Source organism: Streptomyces sp. NPDC126503 (assembly GCF_040302405.1).
Classification (GTDB): Bacteria; Actinomycetota; Actinomycetes; order Streptomycetales; family Streptomycetaceae; genus Streptomyces; species Streptomyces gulbargensis.
The window spans coordinates 1-17,121 of the sequence record NZ_JBEORS010000036.1; the positions used below are offsets into that span (position 1 = coordinate 1).

The window sequence follows — 17,121 nt, forward strand, 5'->3', positions numbered from 1 at the left end:
ATCCCCGCCGACCGGATGATCGGCGCCGAGGGCACCGGCTTCGCCACCGCGATGAAGACCCTGGACCACACCCGCATCACCATCGCCGCCCAGGCGATCGGCATCGCCCAGGGCGCCCTGGACTACGCCAAGGGCTACGTCACCGAGCGCAAGCAGTTCGGCAAGCCGATCGCCGACTTCCAGGGCGTGCAGTTCATGCTCGCCGACATGGCCATGAAGCTGGAGGCCGCCCGCCAGCTCACCTACGCCGCCGCCGCCAAGTCCGAGCGCGTCGACGGCGATCTCACCTTCTTCGGCGCCGCGGCCAAGTGCTTCGCCTCCGACGTCGCCATGGAGGTCACCACCGACGCCGTCCAGCTCCTGGGCGGTTACGGCTACACCCGTGACTACCCCGTCGAGCGCATGATGCGCGACGCCAAGATCACCCAGATCTACGAGGGCACCAACCAGGTTCAGCGCATCGTGATGGCCCGCAACCTCCCGTAATCACGGGCCGGCCGCACAACGAACACACGGGGCGCCGGAGGCGATCGGCAGTGCTCGCCTCCGGTCCGCGGCGACTCGCGGTTGGGCTAGATTTAGCGCTTCGTACACCCGATCGTGTTAGGGAAGACAATGACGGAAGCGGTGCTGCTGGTCGGCGGGCAGGGGACGCGACTGCGGCCCGTCACGGTGAACACCCCCAAGCCGATGGTTCCGGCCGCAGGTGTGCCGTTTCTGGCCCATCAGATAGCCAGGGCCGCGGACGCGGGTGTGACCCACATCGTCATGGCGACCTGCTACCTCGCCGAGGTCTTCGAGCCGTACTTCGGTGACGGCTCCGACTTCGGCGTCCACCTCGAGTACGTCGTCGAGGACGAGCCGCTCGGCACCGGCGGCGCCATCCGCAACGCCGCGCGCCGCCTCACCGGCGGACCCGACGAGCCGGTCCTCGTGTTCAACGGCGACATCCTCACCGGCCTCGACATCCGCGGCCTCGTCGAGTCGCACAAGGCCGCCGAGGCCGACGTCTCGCTCCACCTCGTGCGGGTCTCCGACCCCCGCGCCTTCGGCCTGGTCCCCACCGACTCCGAGGGGCGGGTGCTGGCCTTCACCGAGAAGCCGCAGACGCCCGAGGAGATCGTCACCGACCAGATCAACGCCGGCTGCTACGTCTTCCGCCGCTCCGTGATCGACGCCATCCCCGAGGGACGTCCGGTCTCCGTCGAGCGCGAGACCTTCCCGGGCCTCCTGGAGTCCGGCGCCAAGCTCTACGGCAAGACCGAGGACACCTACTGGCTGGACCTGGGCAAGCCCGAGTCCTTCGTCCAGGCCTCCGCCGACCTCGTCCGCGGTGTCGTCGCCTCCCCGGCCGTGCCCGGCCCGCGTGGCGAATCCCTCGTGCTTCCCGGGGCCCAGGTGGCTCCCGGGGCCAAGCTGTTTGACGGTACTGTGGTAGGCGCCGGCGCCCGGATCGAGGCCGGCGCCGTCGTGAAGGGCTCCATCGTGCTCGACGGTGCCACCGTCCGGGCCGACGCCCAGGTGAGCGCGAGCCTCATCGGCGCGCGTTCCGTCGTGGGCGAGCGCACCGTCGTGGACGGTGCCGTCGTCGGTGACGGCGCACGCGTCGGCGCGGACAACGAGGTACGCGCCGGTGCGCGGGTGTGGTGCGAGGCAGAACTGCCCGACGCCGCGCTCCGCTTCTCCTCGGACCGCTGACCACCCGTACCACCGCGCGCCCTTCCCCCGGACCCGACCGGTTCCGGGGGAGCCCCGGAACCCCGGGGACACCGGCGCGGCCGGCAGGACCCGGACCCTGAACGGTCCGGCGGAAGACCCGGACCCCGGTCCGGCGGAAGACCCGGATCTCCTTGATCCGGAGGAAGACCCGGACCTCCACGGTCCGGAGGAAGTCCCGGGCCATCGGGGCCACGGGGTACCCGGGCCCGCAACGGCCCACCGGGCCGATCGGGGCCCCGGTCCGGCAGGACCCGCCCCACCCGGATCTCCACCCTTCAGTCGTCAGTGAGGCAGCAATCCAGTGACAGGTGTGTACCAGACCCCCGGTGCGGATGACGTCGCGACCGCTCGTACGGCCACCCTTCCCGACACGTGGGGCCGGACCCCGCTGACCGTGGTCATGCCCACGTACAACGAGGCCGGAAACGTGCCCCGCATGACCGAGCTGCTGATGGACCTGGAGATACCCGGCCTGCGGCTCCTCATCGTCGACGACTCCTCCCCGGACGGCACCGGGCAGATCGCCGAGGAGCTCGCGCAGAAGTACCACGCCGAGGACGGCTCCCCGCGCATGTCGGTCCTGCACCGCACCGCGAAGGACGGCCTCGGCCGCGCCTACACCGCGGGCATGACCAAGGCCGTCGAGGACGGCGCGCACTACGTCCTGCAGATGGACGCCGACGGCTCCCACCCCGAGGGCAAGATCGCCGAGATGCTCGGTGTGGCCCTCGCCACCGACGCCGGTCTCGTCGTCGGCAGCCGGTACGTCCCCGGCGGCACCCTCTCCGACGCCTGGGGCGCCCACCGCAAGCTGCTCTCCCGCTGGGCCAACGCCTACGCCAGCACCATCCTCGGCACGCGCGTGCGCGACATCACCGGCGGCTTCAACCTGTGGAGCGCCGACGCGCTCCGCGCCATCGACCTCTCCTCCGTCGGCAGCGCCGGCTACAGCTTCCAGGTCGAGATGAAGTACGCGGCGCTCCGCAAGGGCTTCCAGGTCATGGAGGTCCCCATCCACTTCGAGGACCGGACCGTCGGCGAGTCCAAGATGAACCTCGCCGTCCAGCTCGAGTCCATCGCCATGCCCTGGAAGCTCCGTGCGCGCGCCCGGGGCCGTAAGTGAGCGTCGACGCCATACGAGGGGACCTCGACGGGGCCGGTTCGCCGGCCGCGGAGCGGTCCCGCGGACACGCCGGGGCGGCGGCCCCCGAGACGCCCGCCCCGCCCCGCAGGCGGTCCCTCGAGGACCGCGTCGCGGGTGCCGCGAACGGCGCCGTCCTGCTCGTCACCGCCGTCCTGGTCTTCGTGGTCGTCCGCCTGCCCTGGGCCGGCGACCTCGGTGTGCACGCGGCCACGATCCACCGGCTGCGCCACAGCCTGCTCGACCCGGGCAACCCGATGGTCGACGCCGACACGGAGAGCCCCTACTACTCGCCGTGGATGGTGTTCCTGACCCTCGTGGCGAAGGTCACCGGGCTGAACACCTTCAACGCGCTGCGGCTCGGCGCGTACATCGGCCTGGCCCTGCTGATCTTCGGCGTCTGGATCTTCACCCGCACCATCAGCGCCCACCGGGCGGCCCCGCCGCTCGCCGTGCTGAGCCTCTTCTTCCTGTGGGGCGTCGACACCATCGCCTGGAGCGGGTACCTGGGCTTCACCTCGCTGGCCCTGGTCATCGCCTACCCCAGCACCGTCACCCTGGGCCTCGGCCTCGTGTTCCTGGCGCTGCTGACCCGCGCCCTGCGCGCGGGCACGGCCACCGGCTGGGCGGCCTATCTGGGCCTCGGTGTGCTGTGGGCCGTGCTCATGCTGAGCCACCAGTTCTCCGGTGTGGTCATCACCCTCGGCGCCGTCGGCGTGCTGGTCTCGGCCCGCCCCTGGCCCGTCAGGGCCACCTGGCTGAAGCTGGGCGGCGCCGTCGCCGCCGGCCTGCTGGTCCTGGTGATCTGGCCGTACTACTCCTTCTTCTCCCTCTTCGGGATCGGGGGCCTGGAGGAGATCCACCAGAACCTCTACAAGGAGCTCTGGCCGCGTTACTGCCTGGCCGCCATCGGTCTCGTCGCGCTGGTCCTGCGGTTCGTCCGCGACCGCCGCGACCCGCTGGTGATCTGGTTCGCGCTCGGCCTCGCGATGGTCGTCGCCGGCGCCGTGACCGGCAAGTACTCCTGGGGCCGGGCCGAGCCCGCCGTCGTCATGCCCGCGCAGATCGCCGCCGCGATCGCGGCCGTCGAGGGCGGCAGGCGCCTGCTGCGCGCGGTCTTCGCGACCGCCCTGACGGCCGGGCTGCTCACCGGCGCCTGGGCGCAGCGCGACGGCTTCGGCTTCGTCATCCGGGACGAGGCCCTGCCGAAGGCCGTCACCGAGGAGGGGCTCATGGAGCTCCCCAAGACGTACGAGTGGACCACCAGGTACGCGAAGTACGGCGACGTCTTCATGAGCGACCCGTTCGCCGCCCAGAAGCTCCCCGCCTACGGCTACTACACCATCGCCATCGGCTACCCGGACTTCTTCCTGCCGGACGAGACCCAGCGGAAGATCGACGTCGTGCAGTACTTCAAGGGCAAGATCAGCCGCGACGAGAAGCTGGCGATCCTGCACAAGTACGACGCCGACTGGGTGGTCCAGTGGCCCACCCAGGGCGGCCTGCGAGCCGACGATCCCGCCCTGAGGAAGGTCGCCACCTCGCCCGAGGGCCGCGTCCTGTTCAAGGTCGTCGGCTGACCGACCACGCGCACGGGTACGCAGAAGGGCCCCGCGGACACCGTCCGCGGGGCCCTTCCGTGCACCCGGGTTGCCGCCGCCTCAGCGGTCCGAGGTCACCGTGACCTTCTCGTCGTTCTGGATCTGCCGGACCAGCTCCTTCACCTTGGGCATGTCCCACTTCAGGGAGCCCTGCGGCGCGCTGCCCGCGATCGGCATGTTCATCGACCGGCCGTCACCGCTGTTGACGCCCTTCATCGCGAAGAACATCTTCCCCAGGTCGTACAGCGACATGTCCTTGTCCACGATCAGCGTGTCCAGGCCCGCGCCCAGCGTCGGGTAGAGCGTGAACGGGTTCAGGATCGTGCCCGGCGTCGCCGCCTGGTTCGCCAGCGCGGACAGGAACTTCTGCTGGTTCTTCGTCCGCTGGAGGTCCGACTGGGCGAAGGCGTACCGGGTACGGACGAAGGCGAGGGCCTGCTCGCCGTTGAGGGTCTGCTGACCCGCCTGGAAGTCGGCGCCGGACTTCTTGTCCTTGAAACCCTTCTCGATGTTCATCTCGACACCGCCGAGCGCGTCCACGATGTTCGCGAAGCCGGCGAAGCCGATCTCCGCGTAGTGGTCGATGCGCAGCCCCGTGTTGTACTCCACGGTCCGCACCAGCAGCTCGGGGCCGTCCATCGCGTAGGCGGCGTTCAGCTTGGAGCCGCCCCGGGGGCCGAACTGCTTGCCCGACTCGGAACCGACGAAGGACGGGATCGTCACCCACGAGTCGCGCGGCAGCGAGATCATCGTGTTCCCGCTGGAGCAGGCCGCGAGGATCATCATCGAGTCGGTCCGCTTGCCCTCGGCGGAACCGGTGTGCAGCTTCTTCTTCTCCTCCGCCGACATGCCCTCACGGCTGTCGGAGCCGACGATCAGATACGTCGTGCAGTCACCCTCCTCCGGCCGCTCGATGACCTTGGAGAGGTCCACCTCGCCCCGCATCTGCGAGCTGGCCCAGGCGTAGGTGCCGATGCCCCACGCCAGGACGCCCACGACCAGCACGATCGAGCCGACCTTGATCCGCTTGCGCCAGTCCACCGGAGCGCCGCCCCCGGACCCGCCGGGCCGCGGCGAGTACTGCGGCGGTACGGTCCCGTGACCGCCGCCGTCACCGCCCCGGCCCTGGGGCCCGCCGTACACCTGGCCGGTGCTGTAGCCGGAGTCGTAACCGGAGGCCTGGGCCTGTGTGAAGTTCGGGTTGTAGCCCTGGTCGTGCCGAGGCGGCTGCTGGGGGACCTGCGGTCGCTGCACATGACGCATGCGGCGAGGGCCCTCGGACCGAGGGTTCGCGCTGCCACGGCCGTATCCGCCGTCGTCGGGCCAGTCATTCATGCCGTCCAGTGTGCCGGGCGGCCCTTTCCCGGCGACAGGCCGGGTGGAGCATCGGACCGGTGCTGTTGCCAAGCTGATGCAAAGCGGACGCGCCCGGGACCCGGCATAAGGTGGAGGGCATGACAGAACAGGGCGATACCCCGGGCGAGCTGCCCGGCAAGCCGACCTCCGCCTCCCGCACCACCCTCAGCCACATCATGACCAGTCACGACACCAACCTCCTCGGTACCGTGCACGGTGGCGTGATCATGAAGCTGGTGGACGACGCGGCGGGAGCCGTCGCGGGCCGGCACTCGGGCGGGCCGGCCGTCACGGCCTCCATGGACGAGATGGCCTTCCTCGAACCCGTCCGGGTCGGCGATCTCGTCCACGTCAAGGCCCAGGTCAACTGGACCGGCCGCTCCTCCATGGAGGTCGGCGTACGGGTCCTGGCCGAGCGCTGGAACGAGTCCACGCCCGCGACGCAGGTCGGCTCCGCCTATCTGGTCTTCGCCGCCGTCGACGCCGACGGCAAGCCGCGCCGGGTCCCCCCGGTGATCCCCGAGACGGAACAGGACAAGCGCCGCTACCAGGAGGCCCAGATCCGCCGCACCCACCGCCTGGCCCGCCGCCGCGCCATCATGGAGCTCCGCGAGGCCCGCGCGGCCCAGGGCTACGACGACTGACCGGGACGGCCCGGAGCCAGGAGGCGGGACCCCGTACGGCACGCGACCGCGCGGCACCGGCCGGTAGGGGAACGGCACCGCACGGCACCGGCCCGGGACCAGGCCCGTACGGGATCACCCGCACACCACCTCGTCCCCCCGGACCGCCTCGAACGGTCCGGCCTTCCGCTCCTCCTCCCCGCGCACCGGGGTGACCCCCTTGTAGTCCCCGCCCACCGTCACCCGCAGCGTCCCGCCCCGCCCGGCGACCTCCCGCAGCTCGGCCCCCGGGAGCGCCGCCGCCAGGGTCTTCGCGGAGCGGTCCCAGCGCGGGTCGTACTCCACGACGGTCCGCTTCCGGACCGGCCCCGACGCGGTCATCGGGGCGCGGGTGGTGTCGAAGCCGGCCGCGCGCAGCGCCTCGTCGACCTTGCGGCCGAGCCCGTCGGTGCGGGTGCCGTTGTAGACCTGGACCCGCACGGAGCGCGGCGGCACGTCCACGACCGCGCCGTCCGGCGCCGCGGGGGCGGCGGAGCCCGTACCCGGGGGGACCGGGGCCGCGGGGCTCGTCCTCGGCGTGGCCAGCGGCCGGTCCTCGCGCAGCGCCTGGAACAGCTTCTGCGCCTTCGCCGCGTCCCACTTCACCGTGGAGCCGATCCCCTTCACCGGGAAGCTCATGTTCCCCACGGGCACGGACACGAACTCCGAGGAGGCCGGGGTGAAGTCGCGCATCGCCTTGGCGAGGGACAGCATCTGGTCCGTACCGAAGCCCTCGTCCGCGCGCACCGACCCCAGCAACGTCGTCGCGACCTGCCGGAACCGCACGGGGTTGAACAGCACCCCGCCGCTGGTGAGCCGGTCGACCAGGGCCGCCAGGAACCGCTGCTGCCGCTGCATCCGCCCGATGTCCGCCGCGCCGTCGATGTGCCGCGACCGCACGTACTGGAGCGCCCGCCCGCCGTCCAGCTCGTGGGTCCCGGCCGCCAGGTCGAGCCCGGTGTACGGGTCCTTCATCGGCCGGGCCGTACAGATCTCCACCCCGCCGACCGCGTCCACGGTCCGCATGAAACTGGTGAAGTCGACCTCCAGGTAGTGGTCGATCTTGACACCGGTCATCGACTCGACGGTCCGCACGGTGAGCGCCGGACCGCCCTCCGCGTAGGCGGCGTTGAGCTTCACCGGGTGCGCCTCGTGCCGCTCGCCGGTGGTGAGGTCGGTGTGCTCGGGCATCTCGGCGTACGAGTCGCGGGGAAGGCTCACCACGCTCGCCCGGTCCCGGTCCCCGGAGATGTGCACGAGCATCACGGTGTCGGTGCAGTGGCAGGGCTCGCCGCCGAGCCGGTACTTCTCCTTCTCCTCGGCGGTGATCCGGTCCCGCCCGTCGGTGCCGACGACGAGGACGTTCATGCCGTGCCCGGCCTGCGGCCGGTTCTTCATGTCCTTGAAGGGGTCCACCCGGGTGATCCCGGTGTCCAGGCCGGTCACCACCGCGTGCCCGATGCCGCCCGCCGCGAGGACCGCCACGGAGAGCGCCGTCGCCATCCGCTTCCCCCAGCGGGGCCGCCGGGGCCGCCCGGGCCTCCTGCGGCCCGGGGCGGGTCGGGGGACGGGCCGGCGAGGGGGCGTGCGGGGCGGTGTGGGCACGGACGGACACCTCCGCGGGTGCGACAAGGGGAGCCGTGAGCACCGTAGGCCCATACGATCAGCGCAAGGGCCCGCCCGCCCCGGCGGCGCGCCAGGGTGTCCCCCATTCGCGGTAACGTGGCGGGCGATACTGCTGTCTCCCGGGCGACGACCCCGGACCCCCCGAGGAATCCATGCAGCCCCCCGTCTCCGTGATCATGCCGGTCCTCAACGAGGAGCGGCACCTGCGCAACGCGGTCCGTCACATCCTGGAGCAGGAGTACGACGGCGAGATGGAGGTGGTGATCGCCCTCGGCCCGTCCACGGACCGCACGGACGAGATCGCCGCCGAACTCGTGCGCGAGGACCCCCGCGTGCGCACCGTGCCCAACCCCACGGGCCGTACCCCCGCCGCCCTCAACGCGGCGGTCCAGGCCTCGCGTCACCCGATCGTGGTGCGCGTCGACGGCCACGGGATGCTCTCGCCGAACTACATCGCCACCGCCGTCCGGCTCCTGGAGGAGACCGGCGCGCAGAACGTCGGCGGCATCATGCACGCCGAGGGCGAGAACGCCTGGGAGGAGGCGGTCGCCGCGGCGATGACCTCGAAGATCGGCGTCGGCAACGCGGCCTTCCACACCGGCGGCGAGGCGGGCCCTGCGGAGACCGTCTACCTCGGTGTCTTCCGGCGCGAGGCACTGGAGCAGCAGGGCGGCTACAACGTGGAGTTCATCCGCGCCCAGGACTGGGAGCTGAACTACCGCATCCGTGAGGCGGGCGGTCTGATCTGGTTCTCGCCGGAGCTCCGCGTGCAGTACCGGCCCCGCCCGTCGGTGAAGGCGCTCGCCAAGCAGTACAAGGACTACGGCCGTTGGCGCCACGTGGTGGCCCGCTACCACCAGGGTTCCATCAACCTCCGCTACCTGGCCCCGCCGACGGCCGTCTGCGCCATCGCCGCCGGCCTGGTCGTGGGGGCCACGCTCACCCCGCTCGGCTTCGTGATCCCGGCCGGCTACCTCGCCGCCATCACGGCCGGTTCGGTCCCCGCCGGCAAGGGCCTCCCGCTCAAGGCCCGCCTGCAGATTCCGGTGGCGCTGGCGACGATGCACATGTCGTGGGGGTACGGCTTCCTCACCAGCCCGCGCTCCCTCGCGAAGAAGGTCATCGCGAGCCGCCGCCCGGCGGTGCGGGCGGAGCGCGTCTGACGCCTTCTCCGCTCCGCGCGGACGGCGACGGCCGGGTCCCTCACGGGGCCCGGCCGTCGCCGTGTCGCGGGGCGGGAGGTCAGTCCTTGCCGTCCCACCGGTAGACGGAGTAGATGTCCATGCAGTCCACCTTGTCGTCGGCGCCCTCGGGCAGGTCGCCCGCCTTGGTCACCGGCCGCTTGTACGTGTCGCCCTCGCGCCAGTCCTCGCCCACGATCAGGGTGACGGTCTCGCTGTTGGTGGCGGCCCGTACGGCCGTGTCGGGCAGGCCGAGCGCCTTGGCCACGGACTGCGCGTTGGCGCGGCCCTGTTCGCCCGTCGCCTTGGGGTAGGTGACGACGGTGTCCTTGCGGCCGCCGTCCTCGCGCGAGGCCTCGGCCCGGGAGAAGCCCTTGCCCTTGAGGGTCTCGGCCATGGCGCCGGCCCGGCCCTCGACGGGGGGCCGGGTGCCGCTGCCGTCCGTGCCGTTGATGACGGCCACCCCGAAGGAGTCCGGGGCCTCCGGCTTCGCCTTGGGCTTCACGGGGCCGGCCGGCTTCGGCTTCGGCTTGGACCCGGGCTTGTCGCCGTTCTTGTCGAGGGCGACGTCGTCCCGGAGCATCGTCCACATCTTGTCCGCGGACTCCGGGACCAGCTGAAGCCATTCGTCGGGCTTCGGCGGGTACGGCTTGGTGGGGACCGTCGCCGTGGTCAGGCGGTCGATCTTCACGTTCTTGAACTGCATCGACAGGTCGAAGAGGGCCGACACCGACTTGATCTCGTCGGAGACCATCAGCGCCTTCGTGGCCGTGTCGGCGAGACCCATGAGGCGGCCGGTGTCGCTCCAGGCGTTCTGGCTCTGGAGCTGCTTCATCATGCCGTTCATGTACATGTGCTGCGCCTTGGCGCGGTTCTGGTCGCTGCCGAAGGCGTGCCGGGTGCGCAGCCACTGGAGGGCCTGCTCGCCCTTGATCTCGTGGGTGCCCTCCGGCAGTTTCAGCCCGGAGCCGCCCTTGACGGTCCTCGTCGAGCGGTCGTGCACACCGGTCTTGACGCAGACCGGGACACCGCCGACCTCGTCCGCCATGGCGACCACACCGGCGAAGTCGACCATCATCCAGTGGTCGATGTAGACGCCGGTCAGCGACTCCCAGGTGGTCAGGGTGCAGCCCGGTCCGCCGCGCTGCAGCGACTCGTTGATGGGCCGGTTGGTGGTGGCCGGGTAGGTGGCGTTCTCGTCCCGGCACTCCGGGATGGGGACCACGGTGTCACGGGGGATGGAGGTGATGGAGGCGTTCTCACGGTCCGCCGATATGTGCAGCAGCATCTGCACGTCCGCCAGCGGCCTGCGGTTCTTGTCGTTCCGCCCGCCACCGAGAGCGATGTTCTTCTCGTCGGCGCGGCTGTCGGAACCGATCAGGAGGATGTTCAGCGGGGTGTCGCCGAGCGCGTTGGGCTTCGCCTTCTCCACACCGCTGTTGCCGCCGGCGCGGGCGCCGCCGCGGATGTTGCCGTTGAGGTGCTCGTAGTACAGGTATCCGGCGCCGGCCGTGCCGAGTATCAGCAGCGACAGGGTGACCGCACTCCAGCGCAGCGCCTTGCGCTTGCCCGACTTCCTGGCCTGCCGCCGTGCGGCGGCCCGCCCGCCCGCGGCCGCCGGGGCCGTACCGCCGGAACCGCCCGAACCGCCGCCGCCCCGGCGGCGCGCGGCCCGGGACGACGCGGGCGCCCCCTCCGCGCCCGCCACGGCACCCTCGTCCGCGCCGGTGGCCTCACCGGCGCCGTGCGACGCGTCCTCGTCCCAACCCGACTCACGGGCGTGCGGAACACGTCCCCGTGTTCCCTCCCCACGCACGCTGTTCTGTCCCACCCCAAGGTCCCCTGTCCGTCAGGCCAGCCACGCGTGCGCCGCACCCCGGTGTTTCCGGGTCACTTGGCGCACACCTGCTTGTCGGCCGCTACCTTCTGCAGATCCTTCGGCGCCTTCACCGGCCCGGTGAGAGGCACCCCCGCGCCCTTGAAGTCGGAGCCGAGGACGAGCGTCATGGGCTCGCGCTCCCCGGCGTCCTGTGTTCCCGGCTTCAGCGCCGTGGCCGGCAGGCCCATCATGTCGGCCAGCTTGCGGGCCTGGTCGGCCTGGTTCGGCGCGTACGTCAGCGTCGTCCTCGCCGCCTTCTCGGGGGCGTTGCTCCGGTTCGTCGACCGGGTCACGCCCTGGTCGTTCTGAAGCCAGTTGATGGTGGCCTGCGCCGCCCCCGTGATGCCGCTGCCGTTGTAGACGTCGACGCGGACCTCGGCGGCGGTGGACCGGGGGCCCTTGAGGAGGGCGGCCTGGGCCTGCGCCTGGGCGGTCTTGGCCTGCGCCTCCTTCTTCTTCACCTCGGTGAGCGAGGTGTCCGACTGCAGCATCGCGAACAGCTGGGGCGCCTGCGTCGGGTGGGGCACCACGGTGACCGGCTTCGGTTCGTCCGGGTTGTCGACCACCGGAAGCGTCGTGAAGGCGATGTTCTTGGTGTCGATGGGGGCGAGTTCGCCGGCCAGCTCCTGGAGCTTGGAGAGGGAGCCTATGCCCGTGTCGACGGTGAGCGCCTTGGTCGCCGCGTTCGCGAGGCTGTAGAGCTTGGTCGGGCTGGTGAGCGTGTCGTCCGACTTCATCTGCCGGACCATCGAACTCAGGAACTGCTGCTGCACCTTGATCCGGTCCAGGTCGCTCTTGTTGCCGAAGCTGGAGCGCGTGCGGACGAAGGCGAGGGCCTGCTCGCCCTCGATGACCGACTCGCCGGGCGGCAGCTTCAGATGCGACTTCGGGTCGTCCACGGCCTTCTCGACGCAGACCTTCACGCCGCCGACGGCCGTCGTCAGCTCCTTGACGGCGTTGAAGTCGGCCATCATGAAGTGGTCGACGGTCAGGCCCGTCAGTTCCTCGACCGTGCGCATGGTGCAGCCGGCGTCGCGGCCGTCCTGGCCGAGGCTGACGTTGAACCGGGCCTTCTCCGCGCCGGGGATCGTCTTGATCGACCCGTCGGGCTGCCGCGACTCGCACACGGGGATCTTCGTCACCAGGTCGCGCGGGATGGACAGCGCGGTGGCGTTCGTCCGGTCCTGGGAGACGTGGAAGAGGATCGTGGTGTCCGCGTGGCCGGGGCTGTTGGTGTCGCCGTAGCCGCCGTTGCCCTCACCGGTCCGCTTGTCGGTGCCGATGATCAGGATGTTGAAGGCCTGGCCCTTGCGGAAGCCCTGGCTCTTGCGGCCCACCGGATCGACGGTGGTGATGTTGCCGTCCAGCTTGTTGTAGAGCACGTACGCGCTGGTCGCTCCGCCCACCAGGACGAGGGCCATCGTGCCGCCGGTCCACAGCAGGACCTTCTTCTTGCGGGAGGCGGCCTGCTTGCGCTTGCGGCGGCTCACGGGCGGCTGGCCGCCGCGCCTGCCCGGGGAGCCCGTACCGCCCGCGCCGGCGCCCCGGCCCGGCTCGGCGGGACGGCGGCGGCGCTGGCCGGGGACCGGGGCCTCGACGGGGGTGGCGGGCGTCGCGGGGGAGGGCGTCTCGACGGTCGCGGCTCTCCGGGCGTACGACGGGGCCGCGGCCTGCGGCTGCTGACCGGAGTGGTCCAGTCGCAGTTCGTAGTTGCCGGTCTGCGGGTTCAGTACCCACTGGTCGGCGGGGTCGATCTCGTCCGCCCGTCCACGGCTGTGCGCGTCCACGGTTCCTCGGGTCCTCCGTCGGTGCCACGCGAGGCGCCTCCCCCACAGGGCGCCACTCGGTCGTTCGATCCTTGGTGTGTGCGACCACGCGGTCGGGGTGCACCGGATCGCGTCACACTATCCGCCCAGTTCAGCGTGGGGCGACGTCCGTGACAAATTCCACGCCCCTTACAACTGGGCAATTTGCCCAAACCTCATCCCTCCCCGCCCTCCCCTTGGGGCGCGCTTTACTCACCCTCCCCCTCAGGCGCACGCCCCTTCCGCCGCGTTGCGCCCGGTGAAGGTCGGGGTCGCGGCCGGCGTGGGGGTGTCCGCGTCGTCCGGCTTTCCGTCGGACGGGAGTTCACCGGTTGTTCGGCCGTCCTCCCCGCCCGGATCCACGCCCTTCCCCTCCCGTTCGCCGTGCTCCGGACGCACCAGGACCGGCCTGTCCTCGCGCAGTTGCCTGAAGAGGTGGCTGGCGGCGGGTTGCACCAGTTCGTCCCGGTTCACGTTGTACGTGTAGGGCCGCCGCGGCACCGTGAGGAACTGCACGTTCTCCGCCGGGATCGCCCGCATCGCGCGCGCCAGGTCGTACAGGTCCCGCAGCGAGTCCAGACCCTGGTCGGTCGTGATCGACTTGGTCGCGGCGTCCAGGACCGGATAGAGCTTCGTCGGATTCAACAGCACCCCGTCGCTCTGCACCTTGGTGACGAGCGCCCCGAGGAACTGTTGCTGCCGGTCCATCCGTTCGGTGTCGCTGCCGTTGCCGAGCGACTTGCGCGCCCGTACGAAGCCCAGCGCCTGCTCCCCGTGGAGCGTCTGGCGGCCCGCCGGCAGCTTCAGGTGCGCGTCGGCGTCGTCGATCGGCTCCTTCAGACAGATCTCCACCCCGTCCACCGCGTCCACCATCTTCTTGAAGCCGCGGAAGTCGATCACCATGTGATGGTCGACCCGGATGCCGGTCAGCTTCTCGACGGTACGGATCGTGCACGCCGTGCCGCCGACCTCGAAGGCCGAGTTGAACTGCGCGAACTGCTGCCCGCTCCGGCCCCCCTCCGCCGTACGGCAGTCCGGCACCGTCACCATCAGATCGCGCGGCAGCGACACGGCCGTCGCCCGCGACTTCCCCGCCGACAGGTGCAGCAGGATCGTGGTGTCCGACCGCTGGGTGCCCACGTCCTTGCCGTACTCCCGGTTCCCCTCCCCGGCCCGCGTGTCCGAGCCGATGAGCAGGATGTTCCGGGCCGCCGACACGACCGCCGCCGGGCGCTCCTTCTCGTACCGCCGCAGTTCGTCGGCGGCCGTGGTGTCCGTGGTGATGTTGCCGTCCAGCTTCCGGTAGAACCACCAGCCGGCCCCCGCCCCGGCGAGCACCACCAGCGAGACCCCGAGCGCCGTCCACCGCAGCCAGTGACGCCGCCCGTGCGACTCCTCCGGAGCGCCGGTCGCCCCGGCCTCCGCGGCCGGCGCGTCCGGTTCCGGTTCGGCGGGGGTGCCTGCGCGGTCCGTCACGTCGTCAGTCCGTCCTTCATGGCGTCGGCGGGCGCCGGGCGGCCACCGGTCACAGAGGGAGACGGCCGAACCGGACGCTTGGTTGTGCGGAACTCGGTGGTGCTCGGTGGTGCTGGCTGTACGAACTCGTTACGGGCATGCGCGGGGGACGCGCCGGGAGACGGCCCCCCGGCCGATCATCCACCGCCGAAGGCGCGGCCACCCGGGGACTCGGCGCGTCGATCCGCCGAACGAGGGGCTTTCCGGGGGTGAACCGGCGCGCGCGCGGGTGACGGGGGCGCCGGGTGGGCGGGGCGCCCGGGCGCCGGGGACGCGGACGGCCGGACGCCGGGGTGGCGTCCGGCCGGGGAGGGGACCGGGGATCGGGACCGGTGTCGGGAGCGTGGGGACGAGGACGGTACGCGGGGCGGGACCGGGTCGGGGGCCGCCCGGATCAGAGGACCGCGCCGGTGACCCGTTCACTCTCCACGCGCTTCTCCAGGGCCTCCGGCGACAGCTGGTCCACGTTCCGGCAGAGGACGACGGACCCGCCGGCCGCCAGCGGCGCGTACAGACCGGTCGAGAGCCCCTCCCAGCCGTCGTACGGGAGCCCCGACAGGACCCGCGACCCGGGGCCGAGGCCCTGCGCCGCAGCGTCCGTGCGGGCCTGGTCGACGAGCTGCGCGCCCGTGCGCTCCACCCCGTCCACGACGAGGGCCGGCGCGTCCGGATCCACCGGGACGAACGGGGCGAAGCGGTCGCCCTGGCTCGGCACCTCGACCGCGTAGTCCGCGTACCCGGCGGGCGCCGCCGGGAAGCGGCGGCCCAGCGGCGCGAGGGAGAGCGCGACGCGCTCCCCGGAGCAGGCCAGACCCGCCTCCAGCGCGTCCGGTCCCGCGACCACCAGGTCGGCCGCCGCCGGATCACCGCCCACCTCGGCGATCACCCCCACGGACGAGCACGCCAGCAGCCAGACGGCCGTCTGCCAGTGGGCCGGCAGGAGCAGCGCCAGGCGGTCGCCCGGCGCGGCGGACAGCTCGCCCTGAAGCAGGTTCGCGGTCTTGGCCACCCAATTGGCGAAGGTGGCGACGGACAATTCCACGCGCTCACCGGTGGCGTCGTCGTAGAACGTGACGAAGGGGCGCGCCGGGTCCGCGGCAAGCGCGGATCGCAGCAGGTCGGCGGGGGTACGGTCGCTGGCGTTCACGCCGGACAGCGTACGGCGGACGGGTGCACCGCGTCCGCCGTCCCGGTGACATCGTCCACCGGTACGGCGGACACCGGGACCTGTTTCCGGTTCGAATCCCGGCGCGCGGGACGGTCGCCCCGTACGCACGATCGGCCTATGCGTGTCTCACTCGCCTCCCCGATCGCCATCACCTGCGCGGCGGTGCTCAGCCTGCCGCTCCCGCTCGCCGCTCCCGCGGCGGCCACGGCGCCACCGGCGGCCTCCGCGCTCCCACCGGCCCCCGACGACCTGCCGGGCTCCACCCAGTCCCTGCCCCTCGCCCCCCTGGGCGCTTCCTCGCGGGCCGGCGGGGACGGGTCGGCCCGCCCGGCCGACCAGGGCCTCACCCGGCGCGACGTACGCCCGTTCTCGCTCCTCGGCGTCGTCTGGGACGACCCGCGCGCCGCCCTCCACGGCACCGTCCAGGTCCGCACCCGCGCGACCGGCGGCGACGTCTGGTCGGACTGGCAGGACGTCGAGGCCCACACCGACCAGCACGGCGCCGACCCGGACAGCGCCGAGGGCGCCTCCGGAGCGCGCCGCGGCGCCACGGCCCCCCTGTGGGTCGGTGACTCCGACGGCGTCGAGATCCGGGTACGGGCCGAGAACGGCGTCCCGTCCCTGCCCGCCGGGCTGCGCCTGGAACTGATCGACCCGGGCGAGGCCCCGGCCGACACCGCCCGGGGGGCCGCCTCACCCGGCACGCCCACCGGCCTGGGCGCGCCGGAGGCCGCGGCGACGAGCGCCAACGCGGAACTCGCCCCCTACGGCTCGGCGTGGATCCCCGCCCTGACCAAGGAGGAGACCGAGCGCACCACCGTCGGCGGCGCGCCGGTCCAGGCCGCGCAGGCGAAGAAGCCGTACATCGGTCCGCGCCCGAAGATCGTCACCCGCAAGGGCTGGGGTGCCGACGAACGCATCCGCGAGAAGGGTTTCGTCTACACCAAGACGATCAAGGCGGCCTTCGTCCACCACAGCGCCACCGGCAACAACTACACCTGCAGTCAGGCCCCGTCCGTCCTGCGCGGCATCTACCGCTACCACGTGCTGAGCAGCGGCTGGCGCGACGTCGGGTACAACTTCGCCATCGACAAGTGCGGCACCATCTACGAGGGCCGCGCGGGCGGGGTCGCCAAGCCGGTGCTCGGCGCGCACACCCTCGGCTTCAACACCAACAGCATGGGCGTCGCCGTCCTCGGTTCCTACGGCAGCAGCACCCCGCCGGCCGCCGTCGTCACCGCCGTCGCCCGCCTGACCGCCTGGAAGCTCGGCCTCCACGGCATCAACCCCAAGGGCACGGTGACCCTCGTCTCGGGCGGCGGCAACCTGTACGCCAAGGGCAAGAAGGTGAAGTTCCACGCCATCGCGGGCCACCGCGACGGCTACCGCACGGACTGCCCCGGCACCCGCCTCTACGGCAAACTCCCCACCACCCGCACCTCCTCGGCCAAGTACCAGGGCCGCTGAC

At 72.0% G+C, this 17,121-nt stretch carries 13 protein-coding genes; 7 read left to right on the forward strand and 6 right to left on the reverse strand.

Annotation, left to right across the window (positions count from 1 at the left end; genetic code table 11):
- The 4 genes from ABTY40_RS29155 to ABTY40_RS29170 form a co-directional block, all read left to right on the forward strand.
- Positions 1-486, forward strand: a 486-nt coding sequence (locus ABTY40_RS29155) for an acyl-CoA dehydrogenase family protein (protein WP_352062254.1), incomplete at its 5' end; no start/stop codon positions are given.
- 129 nt (positions 487-615) lie between these two features.
- The gene (manB, locus tag ABTY40_RS29160) at positions 616-1,698 is read left to right on the forward strand and encodes a mannose-1-phosphate guanylyltransferase (protein ID WP_352062255.1); all 1,083 of its coding nucleotides are present in this window, start codon (positions 616-618) and stop codon (positions 1,696-1,698) included.
- Between the two features lie 331 nt (positions 1,699-2,029).
- Entirely contained in the window at positions 2,030-2,842 is an 813-nt protein-coding gene (locus ABTY40_RS29165) for a polyprenol monophosphomannose synthase (protein WP_375165122.1), read from the forward strand.
- The gene (locus ABTY40_RS29170) at positions 2,839-4,440 is read left to right on the forward strand and encodes a putative glycosyltransferase family protein (protein WP_352062256.1); all 1,602 of its coding nucleotides are present in this window, start codon (positions 2,839-2,841) and stop codon (positions 4,438-4,440) included. The genes ABTY40_RS29165 and ABTY40_RS29170 overlap by 4 nt, the downstream gene beginning before the upstream one ends.
- An 81-nt stretch (positions 4,441-4,521) precedes the next feature.
- On the opposite strand, the gene ABTY40_RS29175 is transcribed toward ABTY40_RS29170, so the two are convergent.
- Positions 4,522-5,796: an LCP family protein gene (locus ABTY40_RS29175; RefSeq protein ID WP_352062257.1), complete on the reverse strand. Its 1,275-nt coding sequence runs from the start codon at positions 5,794-5,796 to the stop codon at positions 4,522-4,524.
- Between the two features lie 119 nt (positions 5,797-5,915).
- Between ABTY40_RS29175 and ABTY40_RS29180 the strand changes: the two genes are divergently transcribed.
- Entirely contained in the window at positions 5,916-6,461 is a 546-nt protein-coding gene (locus ABTY40_RS29180) for an acyl-CoA thioesterase (RefSeq protein WP_345288477.1), read from the forward strand.
- A gap of 114 nt (positions 6,462-6,575) precedes the next feature.
- On the opposite strand, the gene ABTY40_RS29185 is transcribed toward ABTY40_RS29180, so the two are convergent.
- A complete protein-coding gene (locus tag ABTY40_RS29185; RefSeq protein WP_502990703.1) occupies positions 6,576-8,084 on the reverse strand; it encodes an LCP family protein in 1,509 nt (502 codons plus the stop codon).
- Between the two features lie 173 nt (positions 8,085-8,257).
- On the opposite strand from ABTY40_RS29185, the gene ABTY40_RS29190 reads away from it, so the two are divergent.
- Positions 8,258-9,268: a glycosyltransferase family 2 protein gene (locus ABTY40_RS29190; protein ID WP_352062259.1), complete on the forward strand. Its 1,011-nt coding sequence runs from the start codon at positions 8,258-8,260 to the stop codon at positions 9,266-9,268.
- 79 nt (positions 9,269-9,347) lie between these two features.
- On the opposite strand, the gene ABTY40_RS29195 is transcribed toward ABTY40_RS29190, so the two are convergent.
- The 4 genes from ABTY40_RS29195 to ABTY40_RS29210 form a co-directional block, all read right to left on the reverse strand.
- Complete coding sequence (locus ABTY40_RS29195; protein WP_502990705.1) at positions 9,348-10,994, reverse strand: LCP family protein; 1,647 nt, start codon at positions 10,992-10,994, stop codon at positions 9,348-9,350.
- Between the two features lie 182 nt (positions 10,995-11,176).
- Complete coding sequence (locus ABTY40_RS29200) at positions 11,177-12,952, reverse strand: LCP family protein (RefSeq protein WP_352062260.1); 1,776 nt, start codon at positions 12,950-12,952, stop codon at positions 11,177-11,179.
- A gap of 243 nt (positions 12,953-13,195) precedes the next feature.
- Positions 13,196-14,446: an LCP family protein gene (locus ABTY40_RS29205; RefSeq protein WP_352062261.1), complete on the reverse strand. Its 1,251-nt coding sequence runs from the start codon at positions 14,444-14,446 to the stop codon at positions 13,196-13,198.
- Between the two features lie 433 nt (positions 14,447-14,879).
- Positions 14,880-15,632 (reverse strand): TIGR03089 family protein, encoded by a 753-nt coding sequence (locus ABTY40_RS29210; RefSeq protein WP_352062262.1) that lies wholly within the window; start codon positions 15,630-15,632, stop codon positions 14,880-14,882.
- A 138-nt stretch (positions 15,633-15,770) separates the two neighbouring features.
- On the opposite strand from ABTY40_RS29210, the gene ABTY40_RS29215 reads away from it, so the two are divergent.
- Positions 15,771-17,120, forward strand: coding sequence for a peptidoglycan recognition protein family protein (locus tag ABTY40_RS29215; protein ID WP_352062263.1), 1,350 nt, complete (start codon positions 15,771-15,773; stop codon positions 17,118-17,120).
- The last annotated feature ends 1 nt before the right edge of the window (position 17,121 follow it).

Excerpts from the sequence above, each read along its gene's own strand:
- manB (WP_352062255.1), top strand. The coding sequence starts at position 616 with ATGACGGAAGCGGTGCTGCTGGTCGGCGGGCAGGGGACGCGACTGCGG.
- ABTY40_RS29175 (WP_352062257.1), bottom strand. The coding sequence starts at position 5,796 with ATGAATGACTGGCCCGACGACGGCGGATACGGCCGTGGCAGCGCGAAC.
- ABTY40_RS29180 (WP_345288477.1), top strand. The coding sequence starts at position 5,916 with ATGACAGAACAGGGCGATACCCCGGGCGAGCTGCCCGGCAAGCCGACC.
- ABTY40_RS29190 (WP_352062259.1), top strand. The coding sequence starts at position 8,258 with ATGCAGCCCCCCGTCTCCGTGATCATGCCGGTCCTCAACGAGGAGCGG.
- ABTY40_RS29215 (WP_352062263.1), top strand. The coding sequence starts at position 15,771 with ATGCGTGTCTCACTCGCCTCCCCGATCGCCATCACCTGCGCGGCGGTG.